A 25,061-nucleotide genomic window follows, 5' to 3' on the forward strand; every position below is an offset into this window, starting at 1 on the left:
CAGCCTTCGGCAGCTCCTGCAAGGCGCGTTCTTTAGATTCGGATCATCTCTCTGACCTTGGCGGTTAGCAGATCGAAGGTAAACGGCTTGGTGATCATCTGCATGCCCGGGTCGAGAAAACCACCGCGTACCGCCGCATGTTCGGCATATCCCGTAATGAACAAAACCTTGAGATCCGGCCGGTACTGACGACCGATTTCCGCCAACTGCCGGCCATTCATTCCTGGTAACCCGACGTCGCTGATCAGCAGGTCGATGCGCTGGGCCGAATCCAGGATCGGCACCGCGCTGTCGGCATCTCCGGCCTCGACAAACGCATAACCCAACTCGCTCAACACCGCACTGACCAACACCCGAACCGCCGGATCGTCCTCGACGATCAGCACGGTTTCACCATCCTGAGCGTAAGGCGCTTGCTGGATGTCCACGAGGGGATCCTGCGCCAGGTTACCGCTGTAGCGCGGCAGGTACAGGTTGACGGTGGTGCCTTGGTCGACCTCACTGTTGATGGTGACATGGCCTCGGGACTGCTTACTGAACCCGTAAATCATCGATAACCCAAGCCCGGTGCCCTGACCGATGGGCTTAGTGGTGAAGAACGGGTCAAACGCCCGGCTGATGGTGCTCTGCGGCATGCCACAGCCCGTGTCGGTTACGCTCAGCACCACGTAATCCCCGGATTCGAGGTTGCCGTGGGCTTCGGTAAAGCCGGTGTCCAGGTGCTGGTTGAACGTTTTCACCACCAGTTTGCCGCCATCGGGCATGGCGTCGCGGGCATTGAGCACCAGGTTGAGCAGGGCGCTTTCCAGTTGATTGGGGTCGGCCTCGGCCACCCACAATTGCTCGCTCAACTGAATGTCCAGCTGAATGCTTTCGTTGATACTGCGTTCAAGCAGTTCGCCCATCGAGGTCACCAGGGTGTTCATCACCACTGGTTTGGAATCCAGCGACTGGCGGCGGGAGAACGCCAGCAAACGGTGGGTCAGACCCGCCGCACGGTTGGCGGACGTGACGCCCAGGTCGATCAGGCTGTCGAGGTCTTCGGTGCGCCCGCGCGCCAGGCGCCGGCGCAGCAATTCCAGGCTGCCGATGATCCCGGTCAGCATGTTATTGAAGTCGTGGGCGATGCCGCCGGTCAATTGGCCGACGGCTTCCATTTTCTGTGACTGGCGCAACGCTTCTTCGTTATTGCGGAGTTCGGCGGTGCGCTCCTCGACTTGTTGTTCGAGGGTTTCCAGCGTGTTTTGCAGCCGCAGTTCGCTTTGGCTCAGATCGATCAGCCGGTCCCTGGCCTCGTACTGTCGTCGGCGCCCGCGCAACGCGGTAGTCACCAGACTGATCAACGTCACCGGATGGAAAGGGCGCTCAAGAAAGGTCACGTTGCCCAGTTGCGGGCCGAATCGCGACGCCGGGTTTTGTTCCGGGCCGCCATGGTAGGTCAGCAGCACAATCGGCAGGTCCGACCATGCCGGTTGTTGTTCGATCAGGCCGAGCAAGGGTTCGAGGTCTCCGCCGAGCAACGCTTCGGAAGAAATCAGCAATAGGCCTGCGCCTTGTTCGAGTTCGTTGCACAAATCCGGAAGGTCGCGGCTGATGATGCCGTCATAACCAGCCTCGTTGAGCATCATCAAGGCAATCTGGCTGTCGCGCCCCAGCGGCGCGAGGATGATCGCGCGCTCGGAGGTCGCCGCCAGCGAAGTCATAGGTTGTCGTCCTTGAGCAGCGGGTTGCTTGCGCCCAGGTAGGTCGGCACGCCGCGCAACACACCCTGGAACGCATCCAGTGGTTCGCCGATGGTCATGCCCTGACTGCTAATGCGGTATTCACGGATAGTCGATTCATGGCTGCCGGTGCGTTTCTTGATGATAGAGATAGCCCGGCGCACTTTGCCCAGGGCTTCGAAGTAACGCAGCAAAATGACCGTGTCGGCCAGGTAAGTGATATCCACCGGCGCCTGCATGTCCCCGACCAACCCATGTTGGGCAACGGTCATGAACGTCGCGGCGCCGCGGCGGTTGAGGTACAGCAGCAACTCGTGCATGTGCAGCACCAGCGCGTTCTCTTCGGGCATCGCGGCCTGGTAGCCGTTGATGCTGTCGATGACCACGGTCTTGATATTGCGCTCATCGACGCAGCGACGAACCCGGTGGGAAAACTCGCCGGGGGACAGTTCAGCCGCATCCACTTGCTCGATCAGCAGGTTGCCGGTGTCTTGCAGCGCCTGGAGGTCTATGCCCATGTTTTTCATGCGTTCGAACAGCAAACCCAGTTCTTCGTCGAAGATAAACAGGGCTGCCTTCTCGCCGCGTGCGACGGCTGCGGCGGCGAAGATCATTGAGATCAGCGATTTGCCGGTACCGGCCGGACCGAGGATCAACGTGCTGGAACCGGTCTCGATGCCGCCGCCGAGCAGGGCGTCCATTTCCTTGATGCCGCTGGTCAATTGCTGGCGCACGTAACCGCCACGGTGCTCGGCCGCTACCAGGCGCGGGAACACGTGGATGCCATCGCCCATGATGGTGAAGTCATGGAAGCCGCCGCGGTATTTCTGGCCGCGGTACTTCACCACGCGAATACGTCGGCGTTCGGCGCCGTAATTGGGGGTCAGTTCTTCAAGGCGAATCACCCCGTGCGCGACGCTGTGGACGGTCTTGTCGAGGGATTCGGTGGTCAAGTCGTCGAGCAGCACGACCGTGGCGTCGTAGCGCACGAAATAGTGCTTGATCGCCAGGATCTGCCGGCGATAACGCAATGAGCTTTGAGCCAGCAGACGGATTTCCGAAAGGCTGTCGAGGACCACGCGGGTCGGCTTGACCCGTTCGACCACTTCGAAGATTTGCTTGGTCGCTTCGCCCAACTCCAAGTCCGAGGAGTACAGCAGACTTTGCTGGTGCTGGGCGTTGAGCAGGCTTTCCGGCGGCGTCAGCTCAAAGATATGGATGTTTTCATCCAGCTCCCAACCGTGGGACAACGCGCCTTGGCGCAGCTCCCGTTCGGTTTCTGACAGGGTGATGTACAACGAGCGCTCGCCGGCTCGGGCGCCGGCAAGAAGAAAATGCAACGCAACGGTGGTTTTACCGGTTCCCGGCTCACCCTCCAGCAGAAACACATGTCCGCGGGACAACCCACCGGCCAGGATGTCATCCAGACCTTCGATGCCGGTGGCGGCTTTTGCACTGAACAACTCGTTAGATGTAGACAAAAAAAGCCCTCTCATGACTAGGGGAAGCGAGGCAGCAGGCCTGAAGTGCCTGAATTGACTGCCTGTTTCTCTTGACCCTTGGCCGAGACGACGGTTCAACCTTTTATGTTTGTGTGATGTTCTTGTGCAAAAAAAGCAAAAGACCGCAGCCCTCGGCAGCGCCTACATCGGCTGGATTCGACCGCGATACCGTGACGCAGCGCGGTCGGTGCAGGAGGTGGCGAAGCCTGCGATCTTTAAAGACCTTGCTGCAACGCCGGATCATCCGGGTTCATTTGTTCCAGTTGCGCGAGCAGAATCTGCACGTTCTGCAACTGTCCGCTTTCCGTCCAGTAGTTGATCAGCAACACCCGCGCCTTGCGGTCGGCGGGGTGGCGCTGGACGATTTCTTGCAACTGTTTCTGTGCGGCTTCCAGCTCTTCCTCGCTGTGCAGCGTGGTGGCCAGGTCGTAGCGGTAATCCTTGTTGTCCGGCTCCAGCTCAACGGCTTTGGATAGACCGAGCACGGCAAATTCACTCTGTCCGTGGTGCAACAGCCACAACCCGAGGGCGTGTTGCAGGTAGGCGGAATCTGGCTGGGCCTGCAACTGCTTGGCCAGCAACTGTCGGGCGGCATCGCTCTGGCCTTGCTTGTCCAGCACTTCGATTTGCATCACCAGCGCCGGCAAGTTGCCGGGGTCGAGCTGCAAGGTGCGCTCGAGGGCTTGTTGCGCCGCTTTCAATTCGGCGTTGTGCAAGTGCAGCCGCGCCAGTTGGTAATGGGTGTTGGCGCTTTCGGGTTCGTTCTTGAGGACTTGCTCCCAAGCATCGATGGCCTGCTGCAACGGCGCGAAATACAAGCCGAGATCATCCGGCGACAACCCCAGCAGCGCGTTGACGGCGGCAAAGCGCACGGTCTGCTCGCTGTCATCTAATAAAGGGCCGAGCAGCAAACTGCGCTGACCGCTGGGAACCAGGCCGACCACGCTTTTGATCGCCGCAATCCGCACATCCACCGAAGCGTTTTGCAAATCGGCGCCGGCCAGTTTCAAAGCTTGGGGGCTGGGGTAGTTCGGCAGTTCGGCGAGCAGCCAGATGCGGCGTTTGGCCGACAAGTCAGGACGGCCCAATTGCTGATAGAGCACCCGCGCTGCCCCCGGTTGACCGGCGCGCGCCTGGGCCAGCGCTTCGCTGTAGCCATGTTTGATCGCCTCCGGCACCACGGGCGTGGTACTGCGCAGGAAAAACCAGGCGAGGGCAACGGCAAACAGGACGCAGAGGCTGATAAGCAGGTAGCGGCGGGACTGGGGCATGCACGGATCCGGGAGCTGGCGAGCTTTTGCAAAGACGTCAGCTTCGGTCAGGCGCGGCGATGAGTCAAACCCTGACTCAATTCAAAACGTACTCGATCGGTTCCAGGGCTGGCGGCAAATCGGTTTCGCCCAACGCGGCCAGGACTTCGCGCTCAAGCGTGCGCAATATAGCGTTACACGGTAAATCGTTTTCATCGAAGCCGAACGGGTCTTCGAGGTCGTCGCCGATCTCGTCGAGGCCAAAAAAGGTGTAACTGACGATGGCGGTGAACACCGGTGTCAGCCAGCCCAGCGGTTCGGCCATGGCAAACGGCAACAAGATGCAAAACAGGTAAATGGTGCGGTGCAGCAGCAAGGTGTAAGGGAAGGGCAGTGGCGTGCTTTTGATTCGCTCGCAACTGGCCTGGACCTGGCTCAGGCTGACCAGCCGCGACTCCAGTTGGGTGTAGCGCCATTCGCTGATGCGCCCGAGCTCCGCAAGTTCGGAGCAGCGGGCGCCGATGCGTTGCAACAAGGCATCGGGGATGTTCGGGTGTTGATGGTCGATGGGGTCGGGGGTCCAGGGCGCGACGGCTTGCCGTTCACTTTCAAAGCGCAGGCGAGCGATCAAGCCATGGGCGAAACCGCAGAGTTCACGCAACAGTCGCTCGCGTTCATCGGCGTCCATCAGGCCTTGGGTCTGGCGGATCAACGAGCGCACCTCGATGATCAACTGGCCCAATTGCTTGCGACCCTCCCACCAACGGTCGTAGCAGGCGTTGTTGCGAAAGCTCATGAAGATCGACAGCGACAAACCCAGTAGCGTGAACGGCGTGGCGCTGACCTTGGAGAAGGAGTCCGGGTGCCAGGTTTCCACCAGCACAATCACCGAGGCGAGCAGGGTCACCAACAGACTGCGCAAGGCAATGCGCTTGGCAATCGAGCCCTTGAGGGAAAACAGGATGCCGATCAGGTTCGGCTTGGGACGCACGATCATGGGTAGGGCTTTATTCAGAGACGCTTTCGCAGCGATTCAAGCCTAGGGGCCCCGTGGGTTTCTGTCCAATTGCTATGGCTGACGGGGTTATCGAGCGCATCTATCGAAGTTGTCTGAATCATCAGCGAAATTGCCTACGAGTCCTGTCGACTTTGAAACCTGTCGAGGTCCTGAAGCAGTGACTACGCTTGCTGGAGATGACTCGATGAGTGCGCCCATGCAACCGCTGCTTCAATACTTCAGGATGTTGCTCAACCCCGGCCAAGGGGTGCTGCTGTTTGCCCTGAGAACCATCGCGGCGGGGCTGCTGACGTTGTACCTGGCGTTTGTGTTTGATCTCGACCAACCCAAGTGGTCGATCATGGCGGTGGTCATCGTCAGCCAGCCCCTGGGCGGCATGGCCCTGGCCCGGAGTTTCGGCCAAGTGATCGGCACCACCATGGGAGCGGCGGTCGCGGTGCTGATCATGGCGATTTTCCCCCAGGCGCCGTTGCCCTTCATCATCACCCTGGCCTTGTGGCTGGCGTTGTGCACCGCTGGCGGCACCTTGTTGCGTTACACCAGTTCCCAGGCGTTTGTGCTCAGCGGCTACACGGCCGTGGTCGTCGCGCTGCTGTCGGTGCCGGACCAGGACGGCACGTTCCTGTTGGCCGTCACCCGGGTCACCGAAACCCTGTTAGCCGTCGCTTGCGTGTGCGTGGTCAGCCTATTGACCGCGCGGCCAGAGACGGTGGCGCGGGGCTATTTCGCCAAGGTCGATCAGGTGATCAAACTGCTCGCGACTCACGCGGCCGCGGTTATTCGCACCGAGGAAAGCGAAGTGGATTTTCATCGCCGCCAGATGCAACTGCTGGGTGAGATCAGCGCGCTTGAAGGCTTGCGCCGGCATTTGTACTTCGATGCGCCACGGCTGCGCAGTGCCAATAGTCTGGTGCAGTTGCTGGGCAATCAACTGGTGTTGCTGACCTCGCGACTGACCGCATTGCGTCACCAGCGCGAGTTGTTGGCCGAGCGCTGGCAAGGCGCATTGCCCGAGGACATACAGGTTTTGCGCGCCGAAGAGCTGGCCTTTCTCGATGAGTTGGCGGTGCAAGGGCGCGCGCTGTCGCCCGAGGCCCGCCAGCATTTCGTCGCGCTGCAACAACGGTTCGATAACCAGGCTTATAAGGCCGAACAACTCACCGAAACCATGACCGCCACCTTGCGTTCGCTGGCCTGGGCTCTGCGGTGGGAACAAGCGCGACTGTTGCAACAGCTGGAGCAGATTCTTGAGTTGAGCGACGCGATACAGGATGGGCGCGAAGCGAGCTGCGTGTTTCGCGGGCAGGAAAACCCGCTGCACCTGGATTTCACCCTGGCGGCGATGAATGCCGTCCGCGCCTTTACGGCCCTGGTGGTCGCGGGCCTGATCTGGATCGAGACGGGGTGGGACGGTGCCCGTGGCGGAATGGTGCTGGTCGGGATTCTTTGCTCGCTGATGGCGACGTTCCCACGACCGCTGTTGGCGGCCCAGAGTTATGCGCGGGGCCTGTTGCTGGCTCTGATAGCTTCGGCGCTCTACCTGTTTCTGCTGTTTCCCATGATCAGCAACTTCGAATTGCTCGCGTTACTGTTGGCGCCGTTGCTGTACGCCGTCGCAGTCGGACTGACCACGCCTCCCACCACCGGGACTGCCATTGGCCTTGGGCTCTCGACCTTTTTGCTGTTGGGGCCGCAAAACATCGGGATTGGTCAAAACACTGCGATCCAGTGGTTCGAATTTGCCGCCGCCTATACCTGCGCCACCGTCCTGGCGTTGAGTGTCTATGCGCTGATCTTCCCGTTCAGACCCGTGTTGCGGATGCGCCGGCTGTTCAATGAAAACTGCGAGCAGGTCTACGCGTTGATGAAAACGCCGGCCACCGATGAGCAGCAATTCGCCTTTGAAAGCCGCATGGTCGATCGCCTGACCATGATGCTCGGTTTGCTGCCGGCGATTGAGGACCGGCGTTCTCGGGAACTGTTTGAAGTCAGCCTCGGGTGCATGGCGCTGGGCGTGGCCTTGAATCAGCTCAGGCAACAAGGGCAGGGCAACACTTTGCTGACTACCGATCAACAAAACCGCTTGTTGGGCGCGGTCCGCGAGACCGGGAGATTGATTGCTGGGCGCGCCGGAATCGATCTTGAACGACTGCTCGCCAACCTGCGCACTTTGGGGGATGAAATGGATGACCTGCATGTGGATGTTCATGAGCATCTGTGGTCGGTGTTCCGCATGCGCGTGGCGTTGCTGATCGTGGTGTCGTTCCTGCAACGCTACCGCGACTACTTTCAACCCGCCGATGCAGAAGGAGTACCGGCCCTTGCCCATTGATCTGGAAGTAGGCGGGGTTTATCTGCCGCCGATTGCCCAGGCCTTGTTATTGGCCTTGCCGATTTTCCTCCTGCTGGACTGGCTTTTGCGGCGCTTGGGTGTGTTGCGTTTCGTCTGGCATGAAGCGCTGTTTGAAGGGGCGTTGTATGCCTGCGTTTGCGCCACGCTGATCCTGGTCATGGGAGCCTGATGCCTTGAAGAAGATCCTTGCCCGACTCGCGACCGTCGCAGTGGTATTGCTCGCCTTCATCCTTGGCTGGTTCGCCTGGGAGCATTACACCCGCGCGCCCTGGACCCGGGATGCCCGGGTGCGTGCGGATGTGGTGACGCTGTCGGCCGACGTGGCCGGGCGTATCGTCACCTTGAGCGTGGAGGACAACCAGCATGTGGAGAAAGGCCAGCTATTGCTGGAAATCGATCCGGCGCGCTACAGCCTGGCGGTGGAACGGGCCAAGCGTTCCGTAGAGGTGTCGAAAGCGACCCTCGGCCAATCCCAGGCCTCGATTGTCTCCAGCGAGGCCTTGCTCAAGCAGCGTCAAAGCGAGGAGCAGCGGCGACGCAAGTTAAAACTGGGGTTCGCGATTTCCGGCGAAGAGTGGGAGAAATCCAGCACCGAAGTGGCGGTGGCCCAGGCTGAGTTGTTGCGCAACCAGGCCAACCTCGGGCTGGCCCAGGCGAATGTGCAATTGGCGATCGCCGCGTTGACCCAGGCCGAACTCGATTTGCAGCGCACCCGGGTGGAAGCGCCGGTCAGCGGCTATGTCACCAATCTGCTGACCCGTCAGGGCGATTACGCCACGGCTGGGGGCGCGTTATTGGCGCTGGTGGACAGCGACTCGTTTTATGTCAGCGGTTACTTCGAAGAAACCAAGCTGCCGCGAATCGAGGAGGGCGATCGGGTGCGGATCGAGTTGATGAGCGGCGAAACCTTCGGCGGCACGGTACAAAGCATTGCCTTCGCCATCGCCGACCGTGAAAACGCCCCCGGCGGTCGTTTGCTGGCCAGCATCAACCCGAGCTACACGTGGGTCAAACTGGCGCAGAGGGTCCCGGTGCGGATACAGATTGATGCGGACTATGCCGCCAAGAACCGGTTGCGTGCGGGTACCACGGCAACCGTCACAGTAATGGAAAACCACCACTAACCCCTTGTGGGAGCGGGCTTGCTCGCGAATGCGGTGGGTCAGCCACATCTATGTCAACTGAAACGCCGCATTCGCGAGCAAGCCCGCTCCCACAGGGGAACGCAGTGTCTTTGGGCAGGCAAAAAAAAGCCCCGCGACCGAATGAGACGCGGGGCCAAAAAAATTGGTTGGTTGCGGCCAACCAAAGGAGCTCTTTAAAACGTTACTTACTGGCTACCGTCTCCGGCTGCCAACCGCCACCAAGGGCTTTGTAGATCGCGACGATGCCGCGATACAGATCCACTTCGGCCTGGGCCTGGGAATCTTCGGCCGCCAGGCGTTCACGCTGGGCATCGAGCAGGACGAGGAAATCCGCCGTGCCTTCGCGGTAACGGATTTCCGCCAGGTCGGCAGCGGCGCGGCTGGATTCGCTCTGACGAATCAGAGAGATCAGGCGTTGCTGACGTTTGCCGTAATCGCTGAAGGCGTTTTCCGATTCTTCCAGGGCCAGCAGCACTTGTTGCTCGTAGGTCGCGAGGGCGCCTTCGGCATCGGCGTCGGCACCGCGCAAACGGGCCCGGACGCTGCCCAGGTCAAACGCTGCCCAGGTGATGCTTGGGCCCAGCGCCCAGGCATTGGCGGCCGAGGAACCGATCTGCGAACCACGCCCGGCGGTAAAGCCGAGGAAGCCGCTGAGGCTGACCCGTGGGAACAAATCAGCCTTGGCCACGCCGATACGGGCGGTGGCCGACGCCAGTTTGCGTTCGGCACTGAGGATGTCCGGGCGACGTTGCAGCAGCTCACCCGGATCACCGATCGGCAAGGCCTTGGCGATGGCGGGCAAATCTTTCGGGCTCAGGTCGACGGTCAGTTTTTCCGGACGTTCACCCAACAGGGTGGCGATACGGTTTTTCTGCCGAACCTGTTCAGCCTGCAACTGCGGCACGCTGGCTTCTACAGACGCCAGGCGCGCATCGGCGCGGACCACGTCGAGCTGATCGCCGACGCCGGCATCACGCAGGCTGACGGTGATCTTGCTCGATTCCTGCTGGTTCTTCAGGTTGGCCAGGGCAATCTTTTCCCGCAGTTGCGCACCGCGTAGCTGGCCGTAGGCGTCCACCAGTTCAGCAATCATGGTGACTTGCAGTTGGTACAGATCGGCTTCGGCGGCTTGTTGCTCGGCGTCTGACGATTCCAGGTTGCGCTGGATGCGACCGAAGAGGTCCAGTTCCCAAGCCATGTCCAGGCCCAGGTCGTAGCGTTCGCTATTGACCCGTTTAGTGGTCTGGCCAGGGATTTGGCCCTTGGCCAAGTCACTGCTGGCCCGGCTGGTGATGGTCGGCATGGCATCGTTGCTGGCGTCATCGCGAATCGCTCGCGCGGCTTTCCAGCGAGCGAAGGCGACGCGCAGATCGCGGTTGCCTTGCAGCGATTGCATCACCAACTGGTTGAGGGTCGGGTCTTCAAACTGTTGCCACCAGATGCCTTCGAAACGCGAGCGGTCATAATTCTTCTGACCGTTGGCGCCATCGGTGACGGCCGTGATGTTGGCCGCCTCCGTGGTTGGGGTTTTGTAGTCCGGGCCGACGGCACAGGCACTCAGGGCCAGTACCAGCAAGCTCGGCAGGAAGGCTTTCAGGCTCATTGTTGCGACTCCAGTTTCAGGGCCTTGGCCGCTTTGCGCGCTTCACCGCGCTCCACAAAGTTACGAATCAATACGTAGAACACGGGTGTCAGCAACAGACCGAAGAAGGTCACCCCGAGCATCCCGGAGAACACCGCCACACCCATGGCATGACGCATTTCGGCACCGGCACCGCTGGAGAAAACCAGTGGCACAACACCCATGATGAACGCGAAGGAAGTCATCAGGATCGGCCGCAGACGCAGACGGCAAGCTTCCAGTACCGCCGCCAGGGGACCGAGGCCTTCCTGCTGTTTATCCTTGGCAAACTCGACGATCAGAATCGCGTTCTTACAGGCAAGCCCCACCAGTACGATCAAGCCGATCTGGGTGAAGATGTTGTTGTCGCCTCCCGAAGCAATCACACCGGTAATGGCCGACAGCAGGGTCATCGGTACGATCAGGATCACCGCCAATGGCAGGCTCCAGCTTTCGTATTGCGCCGCGAGCACCAGGAACGCCAGCAGTACGCAGAGCGGGAACACGAACAGCGCGGTGTTGCCGGACAGAATCTGCTGGTAGGTCAGGTCGGTCCATTCGTAGGTCATGCCGTTTGGAAGTTCTTCCTTGAGCAGTTTCTCGATGGCGGTCTGAGCCTGGCCGGAGCTGTAGCCTGGGGCTGCCGCACCGTTGATTTCAGCGGTGATGAAGCCGTTGTAGTGCATCACGCGGTCCGGGCCCGAGGTGTCGCTGACCTTGATGAAGGTCGCCAGCGGGATCATCTCGCCTTTGTTGTTACGCACTTTCAGCTGACCGATTTGGTCTGGCTCAAGGCGGAACTGTTGCTCGGCCTGAACGTTGACCTGGTAGGTACGGCCGAAGCGGTTGAAGTCGTTGGCATACAGCGAACCCAGGTAAATCTGCAGGGTGTCGAAGATGTCGCTGACGGCCACGCCGTGGGTCTTGGCTTTCTCACGGTCGATAGCGGCATCGACCTGCGGCACGTTCACGGTGTAGCTGGTGAACAGGGCGGCCAGTTCCGGCACGTTGTGGCTCTTGGTAATGATGTTCATGGTTTCTTTGTACAGCTCGTCGTAGCCCAGGTTGCCCCGGTCTTCGATCTGCAGGCGGAAACCACCGATGGTGCCCAGGCCTTGTACCGGCGGCGGCGGGAAGATCGCCATGTAGGCTTCTTCGATCCCGGCGAACTTGCCGTTCAATGCACCGGCAATCGCACCGGCGGACATGCTCGGGTCTTTACGCTCGTCGAACGGCTTCAGGGTCACGAACACGATGCCGGCGTTCGGACTGTTGGTGAAGCCATTGATCGACAGGCCCGGGAAGGCCACCGCACTTTCCACGCCAGGCTGTTTCAGGGCCAGGTCGGACATGCGTTTGATCACGTCTTCGGTACGGTCCAGGCTCGAGGCATCCGGTAACTGCGCGAAGGCCACCAGGTATTGCTTGTCCTGGCCAGGTACGAAACCGGTCGGGGTGTTGGCGAAACCGAAGAAGGTCAACACCATCAAGCCGGCGTACAACAGCAGGGCGATACCGCTGCTGCGGATTACCCGGCCAACAGTGCCGACGTAGCCATGGCTGGCCTTTTCAAAGAAGCGGTTGAACGGACGGAACAACCAGCCACCGAACATCTTGTCGAGCACTTTGGAGAAACGGTCTTTCGGCGCGTCATGGCTCTTGAGCAATACCGCGGCCAGCGCTGGCGACAGGGTCAGCGAGTTGAAGGCCGAGATCACGGTCGAAATCGCGATGGTCAGGGCGAACTGTTTATAGAACTGCCCGGTCAGCCCGGAGATGAACGCTGCCGGGATAAACACCGCACACAACACCAGTGCCGTGGCGATGATCGGGCCGGTCACTTCACGCATGGCGCGCTTGGTGGCTTCGACAGGTGTTAGCCCAAGCTCGATGTTTCGCTCGACGTTCTCCACCACCACGATGGCGTCGTCCACCACGATACCGATGGCCAATACCAGTCCGAACAGTGAGAGGGCGTTCAGCGAGAAGCCGAACAGGTGCATCACCGCAAACGTACCGATCAGGGAAACCGGCACCGCCACCAATGGAATGATCGAGGCACGCCAGGTTTGCAGGAACAGGATCACTACCAATACAACGAGGATCAGCGCTTCGAAGAGGGTGTGAACCACCGCCTCGATGGAGCCGCGCACGAAGATTGTCGGGTCATAGACGATGCTGAAGTCCATGCCTTCCGGGAAGCTCTTCTTCAGTTCGGCCATCTTGTCGCGAACTTCGTTGGAGATCTGGATCGCGTTGGAGCCCGGACGCTGGAAGATCGGGATCGCCACCGCCGGTTGGTTGTTCAGCAAGGAACGCAGGGCGTATTGGCTGGAACCCAGTTCAACGCGAGCGATGTCTTTGAGGCGCGTGATTTCACCGTTATCGCCGGAGCGAATGATGATGTTCTCGAACTCTTCTTCAGAGACCAGACGCCCCTGAGTGTTGACCGACAACTGGAAGCTGGTGGCATTCGGCGCAGGAGGCGCGCCCAGGGCACCGGCAGCGACCTGACGGTTCTGCTCGCGAATGGCGTTGACCACATCGGTCGCGGTCAGGTTGCGCGAAGCGGTCTTGTTTGGATCGAGCCACACTCGCAGGGAGTAGTCGCCCATGCCGAACAGCTGCACATCACCGACACCGCCCAGACGCGCCAGCTCATCCTTGATATTGAGCAAGGCGTAGTTGGACAGGTAAAGCATGTCGTAGCGTTTGTCCGGCGAGGTCAAGTGGACCACCATGGTCAGGTCCGGAGAGGCCTTGTCCACGGTGATACCAATGCGCGTCACTTCTTCTGGAAGCTTCGGCTCGGTCCGGGTTACACGGTTCTGAACCTGTACCTGCGCGTTGTCCAGGTCGGTGCCCAGGGCGAAGGTGATGGTCAGGGTGATCTTGCCATCAGCAGTAGACTGCGAGGACATGTACAGCATGTTCTCGACGCCGGTGATGGCTTGCTCCAGTGGAGCGGCCACGGTTTCGCCGATGACTTTAGGGTTGGCACCCGGGAAGTTGGCGCGGACCACAACGGTCGGCGGAACCACTTCCGGGTATTCGCTGATCGGCAACTGGAACAGCGAGATGGCGCCGGCGATCAGGATCAGCAGCGAAAGTACCGCTGCGAAGATCGGCCGTGAAATGAAGAATTGGGAAAAATTCATCGTAGAGATCCCTTAACCGCGTGGGGTCGCAGCAGCCAGTTTCACAACTGCACCTGGCGCGACCTTGGCAGGTGCGACTTGGGGCAGGTTGCTGGCTTCCAGCGCTTGTCGTTGTTGAGCCAGAGCGGCGAGGGTTTCCTTGGTGGCCATCGGGATCACTTCAGGGGTGACCGGCGAACCCGGACGAACCCGTTGCAGACCCTTGACGATCACGGTGTCGTCCTTGTTCAGGCCGCTGCGCACGATGCGCAAGCCTTCGATCTTCGGACCCAGTTCAACCGAACGGTAGGCAGTCTTGTTGTCGCCATCGATGACCAGTACGAATTTTTTACCGAGGTCGGTACCGACCGCTTCGTCGTTGATCAGCACGGCGGAGTAGGTGCCGCTGCCGACCAGTTTCAGGCGAGCGTACAAGCCAGGGGTGTATTGGCCGTCGGCGTTATCAAAGACAGCACGACCGCGGATGGTGCCGGTCTTCGGGTTGACCTGGTTGTCGACGAAGTTCATCACGCCCTGGTGCGGGTTGCCGTCCTCGTTGGACAGACCCAGGTACACCGGGGTAGTGGCACCGCGTTTACCTTGACGAGCGAGTTGGGTGTATTTGAGGAACACACGCTCGTCAGCGTCGAAGTAGGCGTAGACCTTGTCGGTGGACACGACGCTGGTGAGCGCGGTGGTATCGGCGGTGACCAGGTTACCGGCGGTGATTTCCGCACGGCTGACACGACCGCTAATCGGCGAAGTGACGCGGGTGAAGCTCAGGTTCAGTTTGGCCAAATCAAGTTGAGCCTGGAGGGCGCCAACGGCTGCGCGGGCTTCTTGCGAAGCGCTGGTACGCGAATCGGCCAGTTCGGCGGAGATCGCGTTGCTGGTACGCAGGCGTTCACCGCGCTGGGCTTCGTTTTCGCTGCGGGTGGCGTTGGCGCGGGATTGGGCGACCAGTGCTTCGAGGCGGCGAACTTCAGCCTGGAATGGGCGGGGGTCGATCTGGAACAGCACGTCGCCTTTCTTGACCAATGCGCCTTCAGTGAAAGCGACCTCATCGATCTGACCGGAGACCCGTGGACGAATTTCTACGGTTTCTGGCGCTTCGAGGCGCCCGGTGAATTCGTCCCACTCGTTGACAGGTTGCTCCAGCACCTTGGCCACACTGACCTTGGCCGCCGGCATAGCGGCGGCCGTCTCAGGTGCCTTGCCGCAAGCGCTCATCACCAGGACGGCCAGCAAGGCCAACGGGAAGCGCAAATGTTTGAGTGACTGTTCCATGGATGCATCCGCCAATGTATTGAGAATGGACGGATGATGCTCGGCAGGGCTGTATCGCACGAATCGAATGAGGCAAAGGTAACTATCATTCGGAATGATATAAGCACCGAGCGAGCCCTCTAGCATGCACCTTTAGTTAGGGGGCTATCAATCGGATTGATGACAAATCTGTGTTGCGTGGAGTGCAAAGGTCGATCCGATTGGATGACATGTCAATGGCACAAAAAAGAGACGGCCATTGCGGCCGTCTCCATCAGCATCTAGTGCAACTAAGTTCAGTTGATCCCTTTAGGGTTCGGACCGAAACGGTTGTCACCAGGCTGGCTGTCCTGGGCCAGGAACACAATGTTCACGATTGGCAGCAAGATCCACCAGCCACTGCGGTCAGTGTCGTGCATCCGTCGAACAGCTGCCGCCAGGCCAGGAAGAAACACGGCAAGGCTATAAAGGTTGGAAAGGTATCCTTTACCACCCAGCAGTGTTTCAAGAACGATCAGCCCGATGGAGATGCCAAGGTTGATCAGAATAAACATCCAGTATTCGCGGCGGCTGGCGCGGCCGTTGAACACAGCATATTTTTTCAGCACTTCAATGTATGGATTGCCTTGTTCCGGTACACCGGCGGACATCACACGTGTTTGTTGCACACCTTGAGGCGCGCCACATTGCGGGCAAGCCACAGCCAGGCTGCTGATTTCCTTGGCGCAACCACGACAAAAAACCATGCTCATATTTTTTCCCTAAAATTAGTCTAACGACAGTCCAAAGAAAATAAGTGTCGCAATAGCCGACAGAACAACGCCTGCGACTGCGAGATTATTTCCTGGTTTTTTTTGGTTGATGCTGATGATGCCGCAAACGAGACCGGCGACAGAAAAGATGCCCAGTCCGCCGAGGGTATCTCTATCCCATTCGGAGTCATCGAACAGACTAAGTATGCAGAGGATGCCCAATATCAACGAGAGAATAGCCAGCCATGGAGAGCCGACACCAGTCGTTGCGACCGGGTCAACTTGCTGACGTGCTCCGCATTGCGGGCACGTAGGAGCTGTCTCGTGAATTTCCTTGGCGCACGCGCGACAAAATACCATTGCCATCGTCATCCTTAACTTGTTTTGCTGAATACCCGCCCGATTAACGGCCGCGCCCAGAATAACTTTAAGATTATTTCAAATAACTTTCGAGCGCGGTATTTTCGCCGCTACCCAAGTTGCTGTAGTGTCCGCCGCGCCCGGGCAACAGGACTTGAGCGCGACAACCTGAGCGGGCACGATAACAGTCGGGGCCTGCGCGGCCTTTTATCATTTCAAGGAGGATTCATGTCCGGAGCGACAACTTCAACGTTTCCAGCGTTTTTTAGAAAATGGCTCAAGCGTCTGCTTGAGCATTGGACACCGATTACTGTCACGCTGGTTTTTCTAGGTACTGGCTTCGGACTGCTTAGCCTATATATCTACACCAGGGCTATCGGGCGGGTGGATATTTTCATGTCCACCCTGGACTCAAAGTCAGCGCTTTTGGTGTGGGTGTTCGTGGTGATATTCATCATGACGTTGCAACTTGCGGTGCTGATGGTGACTGCGTGGCTCTATGGGATGGCGGTTTCGTTTCTTAATAGACGTCGTGCGAAAACCAAGTTTCTCGCCGTATGGCTACTGGTGCCGTTGGTGGTTGGATTTACTACCCTGATGGTGCTTGCTTTTTACTGGAGTGACGAAGTCAGCGCCGGGCAAGCTCTGGGAATGGTCTCGGCTGCAACGCTCCTATCATTGCTCGGGTTGTCACGGGTGCGGCGCGTTCGCGTTTTGATCGCCGCGGGAGCGCCCAGAGGACAAAGAAAGCAAGTGTATTTCCCCATCGCGGCGATCCTTTTTCTTGCCGTGGGCTCTAGTACACTCCCGACGCTCATTATTCTCGAAACTTATGTTGGCCAGGACGATCAAGCCGCGCTCAACTTCGTCGCGATCTTCTCGATCGTTACCCTGATGCTGAGTCTGGTGCCCGCGCTGCTGTTCTTTTTAGTCCCGGGCAGTCTCTACCGACGGGTGTACATCGTTGGTGTGTCGGTGATCATCTTCTTTGCGGTGTTCCTGCTCGGCGCACGCGGCGCCATGTCGGCCATCACTTATAACGTTGCCGGCAAACTTGAGATCCGTCAGACGCACGCAGCGCGTTTCATTCTGGAAGACCAGGTACGGTTGGGTGATTTGGATTCGCTTCAATGGCATACGCGCCTGCGCGATGACGCAAGGGTGCAGGTTCAGGCTTATCAGCTGTTTGCTTTTGGCGACCTGCTGTTAATTTGTCCAACGATCCTGCGCACCGCAAAACTCCATCAACTACCCGTCTACACGCCACTTTGCCTGTTCACCCGATCCAGCAAGGTGATCCGCATGCCCCCTCAGATGATTCGCCGGACGCCAACGACGGCTAAAGTGGCTTGGACGCAGGCGGCCAGCCAGATTATCGTATGGGATAGGGTGCGGATCAGTCTCACACCGAGGATAAGCCTGATGCGCCGATGAGAGAGGTCGGTGCCCATGACAAAACAGGGGAGGGCTGCTATTGGAGACTATCCGGATCCCCGAAAAACATCTGAATCCGCGACCGCAACCAACGCTCCCCCGGATCATTATCCTGGGACCCGCGCCACGCCATGTGCAATTCAAAGCTGCGCACCGGCAACGGCGGATCTTCAGCGCGAACCCCGCCGGCCGCGGTCAATGCTTCCGCTGTGTAGTCCGGCACGGTGGCGACGATATCAGTCCCGCTGATAAGTGTGCTCAGCCCGTTGAACTGCGGCACCGCGAGCACGACATGGCGTTTGCGCCCGAGTTTCTCGAGTTCTTCATCTATAAAGCCGCTCAGGTCGCCGGCGAACGACACCAGCGCATGGGGCCGCTCGCAGAAGTCGTCAAGGCTCAGCGGCCCCGGCACGGTGTCGGCCCGCAACAACTTGGGCATGCTGCGACGCAGCACTTTGCGCTTGGCGTTGGCGGGCAGGTCGGCGGTGTAGCTGACGCCGATGGAGATTTCCCCTGAGGCCAGCAGGCTCGGCATCAAGATATAGTTGGCCCGCCGCACCACCAGCACGATGCCCGGTGATTCGGCGCGCAGGCGCTTGAGCAACATGGGCAGCAACGCGAATTCGACGTCGTCCGACAAACCGATACGAAACACCGCAGTGCTGGTGGCCGGGTCGAATTCCGCCGCACGGCTGACCGCCGTGGAAATCGAGTCCAGTGCCGGGGAGAGCAGGGCGAAGATCTCCACCGCCCGGGCCGACGGCTCCATGCTGCGACCGGTGCGCACGAACAACGGATCATCGAACAGCCCGCGCAGGCGCGAGAGCGCCGCACTGATGGCGGGTTGTCCAAGGAACAATTTCTCCGCAGCGCGGGTCACACTGCGTTCATGCATTAATGTTTCGAAAACGATCAACAGGTTCAGGTCGACACGACGCAGGTCATTACGATTCATCTGGAGTCCTGGCAGAGTCAGCAAACTTGACGTGGGCGGCCATATGAGAACAATGGCCGGCATGAATATTACGGGCAAAGGCTGCTACTCTGCACCGTGTAATTCACTTTTTACTTAAATGGCTGCTTCGGTTTTTACGGCATTTGATGATGTCGCCGGCGCTGCGGAATCAATGACAGGCATGTCGACTATTAATAGCCACTGATGGTCTTGGGTAGAAAGCCCAGATAGAGTTCGTGGCATTAGAGGTTACTTTGACGAGGTTTGCGATGTCCCGCACGATCCGTTTTCACAAGTTTGGTCCAGCCGAGGTGCTCAAATGCGAAGAGCATGCGGCTGCTCTGCCTGCACCAGGTGAAGTGCAGGTGCGCGTCGAAGCAATCGGCATCAGCTGGTACGACATACTCTGGCGCCAGAACCTGGCTTCGTCCCACGCTCGTCTGCCTTCAGGCCTCGGCCATGAAATGTCGGGTGTGGTGACGGCAGTCGGCGACGGTGTCGATGACCTGGCGGTGGGTGACAAGGTCGCCAGCTTCCCGGCCGAGAGCCCTAACGATTATCCGGTCTACGGCGAACAGATTGTTCTGCCGCGCTCGGCACTGACCCGCTACCCGGACGTGCTCAGCCCGATCGAAGCCAGCGTGCACTACACGCCGCTGCTGATAGCCTATTTTGCCTACGTTGATCTGGCGCGGGTCAAACCGGGGCAGTTCGCCCTGGTGACCGACGCAAGCCATTGCGCAGGGCCGTCCTTCGTACAGTTGGGTAAAGCCCTGGGTGTGCGAGTGATCGCGGCGACCAAGACCGCAGATGAGCGCGAATACCTGCTGTCCCTCGGTGCCGAGAAAGTCATCGTCACCGAAGAACAGGATCTGCTGATGCAGATCAACAAGATCACCGACAACCGTGGCGTCGATGTGGTGTTCGACGGGCTTGGCGGGCCACAGATGTCGCTGCTCGGTGACGTGCTGGCGCCGCGTGGCAGCCTGGTGCTGTATGGCCTGCAAGGCGGCAACCAGACACCGTTCCCTGCCTGTGCGGCGTTCCAGAAGAATATTCAGTTCTTCGTGCACTGCATCGGTAACTTCACTGGCAAGCCGGAGCTGGGCATCATTCAGGATCAGGTGGCGTTGCAACGAGCGTTGCGCGACATCAACCAGTTGACCGCCGACCGCGTGCTGCTGCCACTCAAGACTCGGGTCTTCCCGTTTGCCGAGTTTGTCGAAGCCCACCGCTACATGGACGAATGCCCATGCCGCGAACGGGTCGCCCTGCAGGTCGAGACGGCGTAACCCTTCTGCAAGCGTGGGTGACCACACGCACGCTTGCGCTTAAATGCCTTCCCGATGCCCTCTGCGCACCTTGCGCCGAGGGCATTGTCGTTTCTGTCTACCTGGTTTCAGCAACTGAACCGGTTTTTGCTTTCGATCTGTATCTTCTAATCATCATATAAGCCCTGATAATTGAATGATTACTTTCATCTCAAGGAACGAGTCATGAGTGGGCGTTCGGCTGATATTAATCAGCGCATGTTTGCGATAGACGACGGGCAAATGTCACAACGTTTGAAGACTAAAGACACATCGGTATCTTCTTTCTCTATTTTTTGTACTCAATGTCCGTGGGACGCTGTCGGAAGTTTCCTAGGAAGTTATGCCAAACCTCGCGGGCCTTGCCCCGTCAGGCTTTGCGAGGAGGTGGCTGTCGCCTTGGTATAGGCAGAGTTCAAACATTTCAAATAATTACCCAAAACTTAAGTGCTAGCATTTCATGACAGGATCCAGCACTTCATACCGTGAATCGGTCGCGCACTGTCTATTACTGTTTGCGTGACATTGAACTTCCGAATACCAGGTAAAACACTGATGACCACAATCCACGATCAGGCAATGAACTATGTTTACCAGCAAGTACTGCAAAGGCTGCTGAGTTTTTTCTCGCGCGCCGAACGCACGGCCTTGCAGCTTATGATTCAGCGCCTGGTGGTGTCGGCCGGCGGCATGGAGCGAATCGGCGACTTCAAGGTGATGACGATTCAGTCCGGCACCCTGGACAGTTGCTACACCCTGGCGTTACTGCGCGCCGCCCAACTGAGTATCGCCAGCCGGGCACCAGCGACCTTTCAGTTGCGCGTCGCCACCCTGCGCCTGAGCGGGACCGGTGCCGCAGCGCTGGAAAACATCCATCGCAGCAATGCGGCGCTGTTTCTCTACGACGATCCCCGGGTCGAATTGTTGATGGTGGATAACCGCGAAGTCCTGCCATTCAATCACTTGGCGCCGATCTCCGAGGCGGGGCGCGAGTCGAATCGGCTTAACCTGTTGATGGTCGGCCATCGCCGGGCCTGGGAGGGGCCGCTCGATCTGTGGGATGACGGCTACCTGACCACGGGCGAGTTCTACGGGCAAATTGCCCGGTGGGACAATGGCGTCGATGCGTTGATCAACAGCGAAACGCCTCGCCAGCAGAAACAGTTTCTCGACGGCTTGAGGCGTGCGGCGCAAAAGGCGGGCCTCGAGACCTTTGACTACAACTTCGCCGGGTACGAGGGGTTGTTCGCCATGCTCGATGACCTGGGCAGCGATTACTACCGTGAGCTATATGCCGGCCATGAGTACGCGCAGTGGCGTCCGCTCGGCCGATTCGAAGCCTGCCGTCGCACGACCAACATCGACATTCACGACATGGTGGTCGGCAAACTGGAGGAACGCTGGCCGCTGCTTACCGAGTTCCTGGGGGTCCAGATCGACGAAATGGCGGCGCACCTGAGCGATAGCGAATACGTCAGTCCTGCGATTGCGGCGCATCTGCGGGGGCTGCAGGCCTGTGTTGTGTCGGGCGACAGTTACGAAGCCGGAATTGCTGAATACTTGCAGCGGGCCCTGGTGATGATGCGTCGCAAGCTGGTGCCGGAACGGTTTTGCGAACTGGCCCTTGAGTCGTTCGCCAACCCGGTAGACATGGCCGAGCGGCGCTTGCGGGCGGCGGACGAGGCGCTGAGAACCCTGGGGCTGACAGAAGCCCAGTTGATATGCCTGCTTTTCGCGCCTTTTATCGATGGCGGCGCCGGACTGGAGCGCTTCCTGCGCAATTGCCACCCGGGCATGCTGGTGGCCATGCCGGACCTGCACAAGGCGATGCAGGGGCATCAGGCGCCCGAGCAGGTCCTGCAATGGATGGTCGATGTCAGCGGGCTGCCGGTCAGCCTGATCGGTACGCTTTATCGCATGAGTCCGGTGGCGGTAGGGGAAGGCATTCCCGTCGAAGACCCGCAGAACGATGACGCTGACGTGATTGGCGAACTGTCAGCGGGGCATTGAAGGTGCAAGGGCTGCCGCGATTCACAACCGCTCAAGCACACGCTTGCAGCATGCCCGGCCACGATCGATGAAAGGGCCCAGGCAAACTGACTTTGCTTACCAGGCGGTGTATCGCTATTTGACGCACCTCATCAACGAACCGGGCAGCGGCACGCCGATTCGCCTGCCTTCGTTGAGGCAACTGGCGCTGCGTCTGAACGTGTCGATTTCGACCATCCAATACGCCTATTCGTTGCTGGAGAAAGAAGGGCGGGTCTACTCGGTCGCCAAGTCTGGCTATTACTCCCAGCCGATAGCCGCCATCGGTCCGCTGACCAGCGGCAATGATTTGCTTGAAACCGTCTATGTCAACGCGCGGCGTCCTGAAATGCTGGTGTTGAGCGCCGATGATCCGGCCCTGTTGCAGCCGCTGGACAGCCCGTTACTGATGTTGGAACGCGAACTGCTGCGCCAGTATCCGCGTCAGCCACCCTCGGCCTCGCAACCTTGTGGCGAGCAGGAATTGCGTACGGCCCTGGCGGCGCGCTACACCACGTCACCGGCGCGTTGTTGGCATGCCGACGAGGTTTACATCGGTGCCGACCTGCGCGGCGTGCTGGAAATACTGATCACCCTGCTGTGTCTCAAGGACGCCACGGTGGTGGTCGAGTCGCCGTGCGATTGGGTAATTCTGCGGTTGTTGGAGGCGGCAGATGTGCGGGTGATCGAGTTGCCGTTGCAAGCCTGTGGCGAGCTGGACCTGGAGCAGCTCGAGGACGTACTGGAAACCCGGCTGGTGCGGCTGGTGATGTTGTCGTCGGGGCTGAGCATGCCCCGGGGAAGCCAGGTGCCCCACGACAACCGGCAGGCGATTGCGCAGCTGTTGGCCCGGCATGACTGCTGGGTGCTGGAAAACGACTGTTATGGCGAGCTCGCTTTCGAACTCGACGGGCCAAGGATTCGCGACCTTGTGGACCCTGACCGGCTGATCGTGTTTTCCACCTTTGAGAAAATCATCGGGTCGGAAGCGCCCTACGGCTATCTGCTCTCACGAAAGCTGGGAGATGAGCTACAACGGCACTTCTTGCTGCGTGCGTTTCGCCTGTCACCGATCCGCCAGAAAGCCATTGCCCGCCTGTACAGCAATGGACGCATCGACCAGCATCTGCAAGTCCTGAGGCGTATGCTCAAGGATCGCCAGGCGCAAATGATCCAGCTTTTGCACGAACGGCTGGGGGACGCGTTGCAACCGGTCGAGCCGCAGGGTGGGGCGACGATCTGGGCGCGCTCGTTGCGTCAGGTCGATGTACGTCGGGTGTTCCAGCGTTTGCTCAAGCAACAGGTGGTGATTGCGCCAGGCGAGCTGTTCAGCCTGCAAGGCCTGCATGGTCAGCATTTGCGCCTGAGCCATACGTTCAGCGGCGATCATGACCTGGGTGCCGCCCTGGGACTGCTGGGGGATGCGTTGCGTCTGGAAGCGCTTGATTGAGCCGGGTTAAAAAAGGTCATGGACGGCGCGGATCGTTACCATCGCGCTACGGTCAAACTGCCAGTAAACTGCGTTCCTATTCCTGAACCACTCTATTTCAGAGGTTTTGCATGACACTCAGTCCTTTTGCGGGCAAACCGGCACCGGCAGAATTGTTGGTCGACATCCCGCGACTGGTAACGGCTTATTATACCGGCCAGCCTGATGCCTCCATTTCCACCCAGCGCGTGGCCTTTGGCACATCCGGTCACCGAGGCAGCTCGTTCGACTTGAGTTTCAACGAATGGCACGTTCTGGCAATCAGCCAGGCCATCTGCCTGTACCGTGAAGCCCAGGGCATCGACGGCCCGCTGTTTGTCGGCATCGACACCCATGCGCTGTCGACCCCGGCCGGTGCAAGTGCCCTCGAAGTGCTGGCGGCCAACGGTGTCACCGTAATGATCGCCGAAGGCGACGAATACACGCCGACCCCGGCGATTTCCCATGCGATTCTTTGCTACAACCGCGGTCGCACCTCGGGTCTGGCGGACGGCATTGTCATTACTCCGTCCCATAACCCGCCACAAAGCGGCGGCTACAAATACAACCCTACCAACGGCGGCCCGGCCGAAACCCATATCACCAAGTGGATCGAAGCCAAGGCCAACGAACTGCTCGGCAACAAGCTGGCCGGCGTCAAGCGCATCAGCTACGAGCAGGCGCTGAAAGCCAGCACCACCCATCGCCATGACTACGTCAACACCTATGTCGCCGACCTGATCAACGTGATCGATTTCGACGCCATTCGCGATGCCAAGCTGCACTTGGGGGTCGATCCACTGGGTGGAGCAGGGGTGCGCTACTGGTCGGCGATTGCCGAGCATTACCGCCTCGATCTGGAAGTGGTCAACACCCAGGTCGATGCAACGTTCCGTTTCATGACCGTCGATTGGGACGGGCAAATCCGCATGGACCCATCGTCCACCCACGCCATGCAAGGTCTGATCGGTCTGAAAGATCGTTTTGACGTGGCCTTCGGCTGCGACCCGGATCACGACCGTCACGGCATCGTCACTCCGTCCGGTGGCCTGTTGGCGCCGAACAACTACCTTGCGGTGACCATCGACTATCTGTTCCAGAACCGCCCGCATTGGCGCGCCGATGCTGCCGTGGGCAAAACCGTGGTCAGCAGCGGCTTGATCGATCGCGTGGCCAAGCGCCTGGGTCGTCGTCTGTATGAAGTGCCGGTTGGCTTCAAGTGGTTTGCGGACGGTCTGTTCGACGGTTCCTTGGGCTTTGGCGGCGAAGAAAGCGCCGGCGCCTCGTTCCTGCGTAAGGATGGCGGCGTCTGGAGCACAGACAAGGACGGCCTGATTCCGGCGCTGTTGGCGGCAGAAATGACCGCTCGCACCGGTCGCGACCCAAGCCAGGCCTATCGCGCACTGACCGATGAACTCGGCGAACCGTTCTCCGTTCGGGTCGATGCCAAGGCCAACCCTGAGCAGAAAGCACTGCTGAGCAAATTGTCGCCGGACCAGGTCACCTCGACTCAATTGGCCGGCGAAGCGATTCAGAGCATCCTCAGCCATGCGCCGGGCAACGACCAGGCGATCGGCGGTTTGAAAGTCATGACCGAAAACGGCTGGTTTGCAGCGCGTCCGTCGGGCACTGAAGACATTTACAAGATCTACGCGGAAAGCTTTATCAGCGATGATCACCTCAAGCAGTTGGTGGCTGAGGCTCAGACCCTGGTGGATGGCGCGATTGCTGCGAAGTGATT

At 59.4% G+C, this 25,061-nt stretch carries 18 protein-coding genes; 8 read left to right on the forward strand and 10 right to left on the reverse strand.

The window, feature by feature from the left end; all coding sequences use genetic code 11:
* Positions 1–32 precede the first annotated feature (32 nt).
* From ACIQY3_RS16985 to ACIQY3_RS17000, 4 genes are all read right to left on the reverse strand, one after another.
* Positions 33–1,703: an ATP-binding protein gene (locus ACIQY3_RS16985; protein WP_403021399.1), complete on the reverse strand. Its 1,671-nt coding sequence runs from the start codon at positions 1,701–1,703 to the stop codon at positions 33–35.
* Entirely contained in the window at positions 1,700–3,202 is a 1,503-nt protein-coding gene (locus ACIQY3_RS16990) for an ATPase domain-containing protein (protein WP_403021402.1), read from the reverse strand. The genes ACIQY3_RS16985 and ACIQY3_RS16990 overlap by 4 nt, the downstream gene beginning before the upstream one ends.
* A 236-nt stretch (positions 3,203–3,438) precedes the next feature.
* Positions 3,439–4,494 carry a tetratricopeptide repeat protein gene (locus ACIQY3_RS16995; protein WP_403021405.1) on the reverse strand — a complete coding sequence of 352 codons (1,056 nt, stop codon included), beginning with the start codon at positions 4,492–4,494 and terminating at the stop codon, positions 3,439–3,441.
* 76 nt (positions 4,495–4,570) lie between these two features.
* Positions 4,571–5,470, reverse strand: coding sequence for a bestrophin family protein (locus ACIQY3_RS17000; RefSeq protein ID WP_403021407.1), 900 nt, complete (start codon positions 5,468–5,470; stop codon positions 4,571–4,573).
* A gap of 205 nt (positions 5,471–5,675) precedes the next feature.
* On the opposite strand from ACIQY3_RS17000, the gene ACIQY3_RS17005 reads away from it, so the two are divergent.
* From ACIQY3_RS17005 to ACIQY3_RS17015, 3 genes are read left to right on the forward strand one after another with little or no spacing between them, the layout of a single operon-like run.
* Positions 5,676–7,823: an FUSC family protein gene (locus tag ACIQY3_RS17005; protein WP_403021411.1), complete on the forward strand. Its 2,148-nt coding sequence runs from the start codon at positions 5,676–5,678 to the stop codon at positions 7,821–7,823.
* Entirely contained in the window at positions 7,813–8,013 is a 201-nt protein-coding gene (locus ACIQY3_RS17010) for a DUF1656 domain-containing protein (protein ID WP_054046186.1), read from the forward strand. Before ACIQY3_RS17005 ends, ACIQY3_RS17010 begins: the two co-directional genes overlap by 11 nt.
* Positions 8,014–8,017: 4 nt before the next feature.
* Positions 8,018–8,968: a biotin/lipoyl-binding protein gene (locus ACIQY3_RS17015; protein ID WP_403021414.1), complete on the forward strand. Its 951-nt coding sequence runs from the start codon at positions 8,018–8,020 to the stop codon at positions 8,966–8,968.
* A 202-nt stretch (positions 8,969–9,170) separates the two neighbouring features.
* On the opposite strand, the gene ACIQY3_RS17020 is transcribed toward ACIQY3_RS17015, so the two are convergent.
* The 5 genes from ACIQY3_RS17020 to ACIQY3_RS17040 form a co-directional block, all read right to left on the reverse strand.
* Complete coding sequence (locus ACIQY3_RS17020; protein WP_403021416.1) at positions 9,171–10,592, reverse strand: efflux transporter outer membrane subunit; 1,422 nt, start codon at positions 10,590–10,592, stop codon at positions 9,171–9,173.
* Positions 10,589–13,768, reverse strand: a complete 3,180-nt coding sequence (locus ACIQY3_RS17025) for an efflux RND transporter permease subunit (RefSeq protein ID WP_403021418.1) — start codon at positions 13,766–13,768, stop codon at positions 10,589–10,591. Before ACIQY3_RS17025 ends, ACIQY3_RS17020 begins: the two co-directional genes overlap by 4 nt.
* 12 nt (positions 13,769–13,780) lie before the next feature.
* Complete coding sequence (gene mexE / locus ACIQY3_RS17030; RefSeq protein ID WP_403021420.1) at positions 13,781–15,034, reverse strand: multidrug efflux RND transporter periplasmic adaptor subunit MexE; 1,254 nt, start codon at positions 15,032–15,034, stop codon at positions 13,781–13,783.
* A 275-nt stretch (positions 15,035–15,309) separates the two neighbouring features.
* A complete protein-coding gene (locus ACIQY3_RS17035; protein WP_403021423.1) occupies positions 15,310–15,765 on the reverse strand; it encodes a DUF805 domain-containing protein in 456 nt (151 codons plus the stop codon).
* Positions 15,766–15,780: 15 nt separating this feature from the next.
* Positions 15,781–16,131: a DUF4190 domain-containing protein gene (locus tag ACIQY3_RS17040; protein ID WP_403021426.1), complete on the reverse strand. Its 351-nt coding sequence runs from the start codon at positions 16,129–16,131 to the stop codon at positions 15,781–15,783.
* 222 nt (positions 16,132–16,353) lie between these two features.
* Here ACIQY3_RS17040 and ACIQY3_RS17045 point away from each other — a divergent pair, with 222 nt between their 5' ends.
* Complete coding sequence (locus tag ACIQY3_RS17045; protein ID WP_403021429.1) at positions 16,354–17,559, forward strand: hypothetical protein; 1,206 nt, start codon at positions 16,354–16,356, stop codon at positions 17,557–17,559.
* A gap of 37 nt (positions 17,560–17,596) precedes the next feature.
* On the opposite strand, the gene ACIQY3_RS17050 is transcribed toward ACIQY3_RS17045, so the two are convergent.
* Positions 17,597–18,514: a LysR family transcriptional regulator gene (locus tag ACIQY3_RS17050; protein ID WP_403021431.1), complete on the reverse strand. Its 918-nt coding sequence runs from the start codon at positions 18,512–18,514 to the stop codon at positions 17,597–17,599.
* A gap of 269 nt (positions 18,515–18,783) precedes the next feature.
* On the opposite strand from ACIQY3_RS17050, the gene ACIQY3_RS17055 reads away from it, so the two are divergent.
* From ACIQY3_RS17055 to pgm, 4 genes are all read left to right on the forward strand, one after another.
* Positions 18,784–19,806: a zinc-dependent alcohol dehydrogenase family protein gene (locus ACIQY3_RS17055; protein WP_403021433.1), complete on the forward strand. Its 1,023-nt coding sequence runs from the start codon at positions 18,784–18,786 to the stop codon at positions 19,804–19,806.
* Between the two features lie 573 nt (positions 19,807–20,379).
* Positions 20,380–21,834: a hypothetical protein gene (locus ACIQY3_RS17060; protein WP_403021435.1), complete on the forward strand. Its 1,455-nt coding sequence runs from the start codon at positions 20,380–20,382 to the stop codon at positions 21,832–21,834.
* A 67-nt stretch (positions 21,835–21,901) separates the two neighbouring features.
* On the forward strand, positions 21,902–23,302 hold the full coding sequence (locus ACIQY3_RS17065; protein ID WP_403021437.1) for a PLP-dependent aminotransferase family protein: 1,401 nt from the start codon (positions 21,902–21,904) through the stop codon (positions 23,300–23,302).
* Between the two features lie 110 nt (positions 23,303–23,412).
* On the forward strand, positions 23,413–25,059 hold the full coding sequence (gene pgm, locus ACIQY3_RS17070) for a phosphoglucomutase (alpha-D-glucose-1,6-bisphosphate-dependent) (protein WP_403021439.1): 1,647 nt from the start codon (positions 23,413–23,415) through the stop codon (positions 25,057–25,059).
* The last annotated feature ends 2 nt before the right edge of the window (positions 25,060–25,061 follow it).

The sequence above is a fragment of the Pseudomonas sp. NPDC096950 genome (assembly GCF_044762525.1).
In the GTDB taxonomy this organism is placed as follows: domain Bacteria; phylum Pseudomonadota; class Gammaproteobacteria; order Pseudomonadales; family Pseudomonadaceae; genus Aquipseudomonas.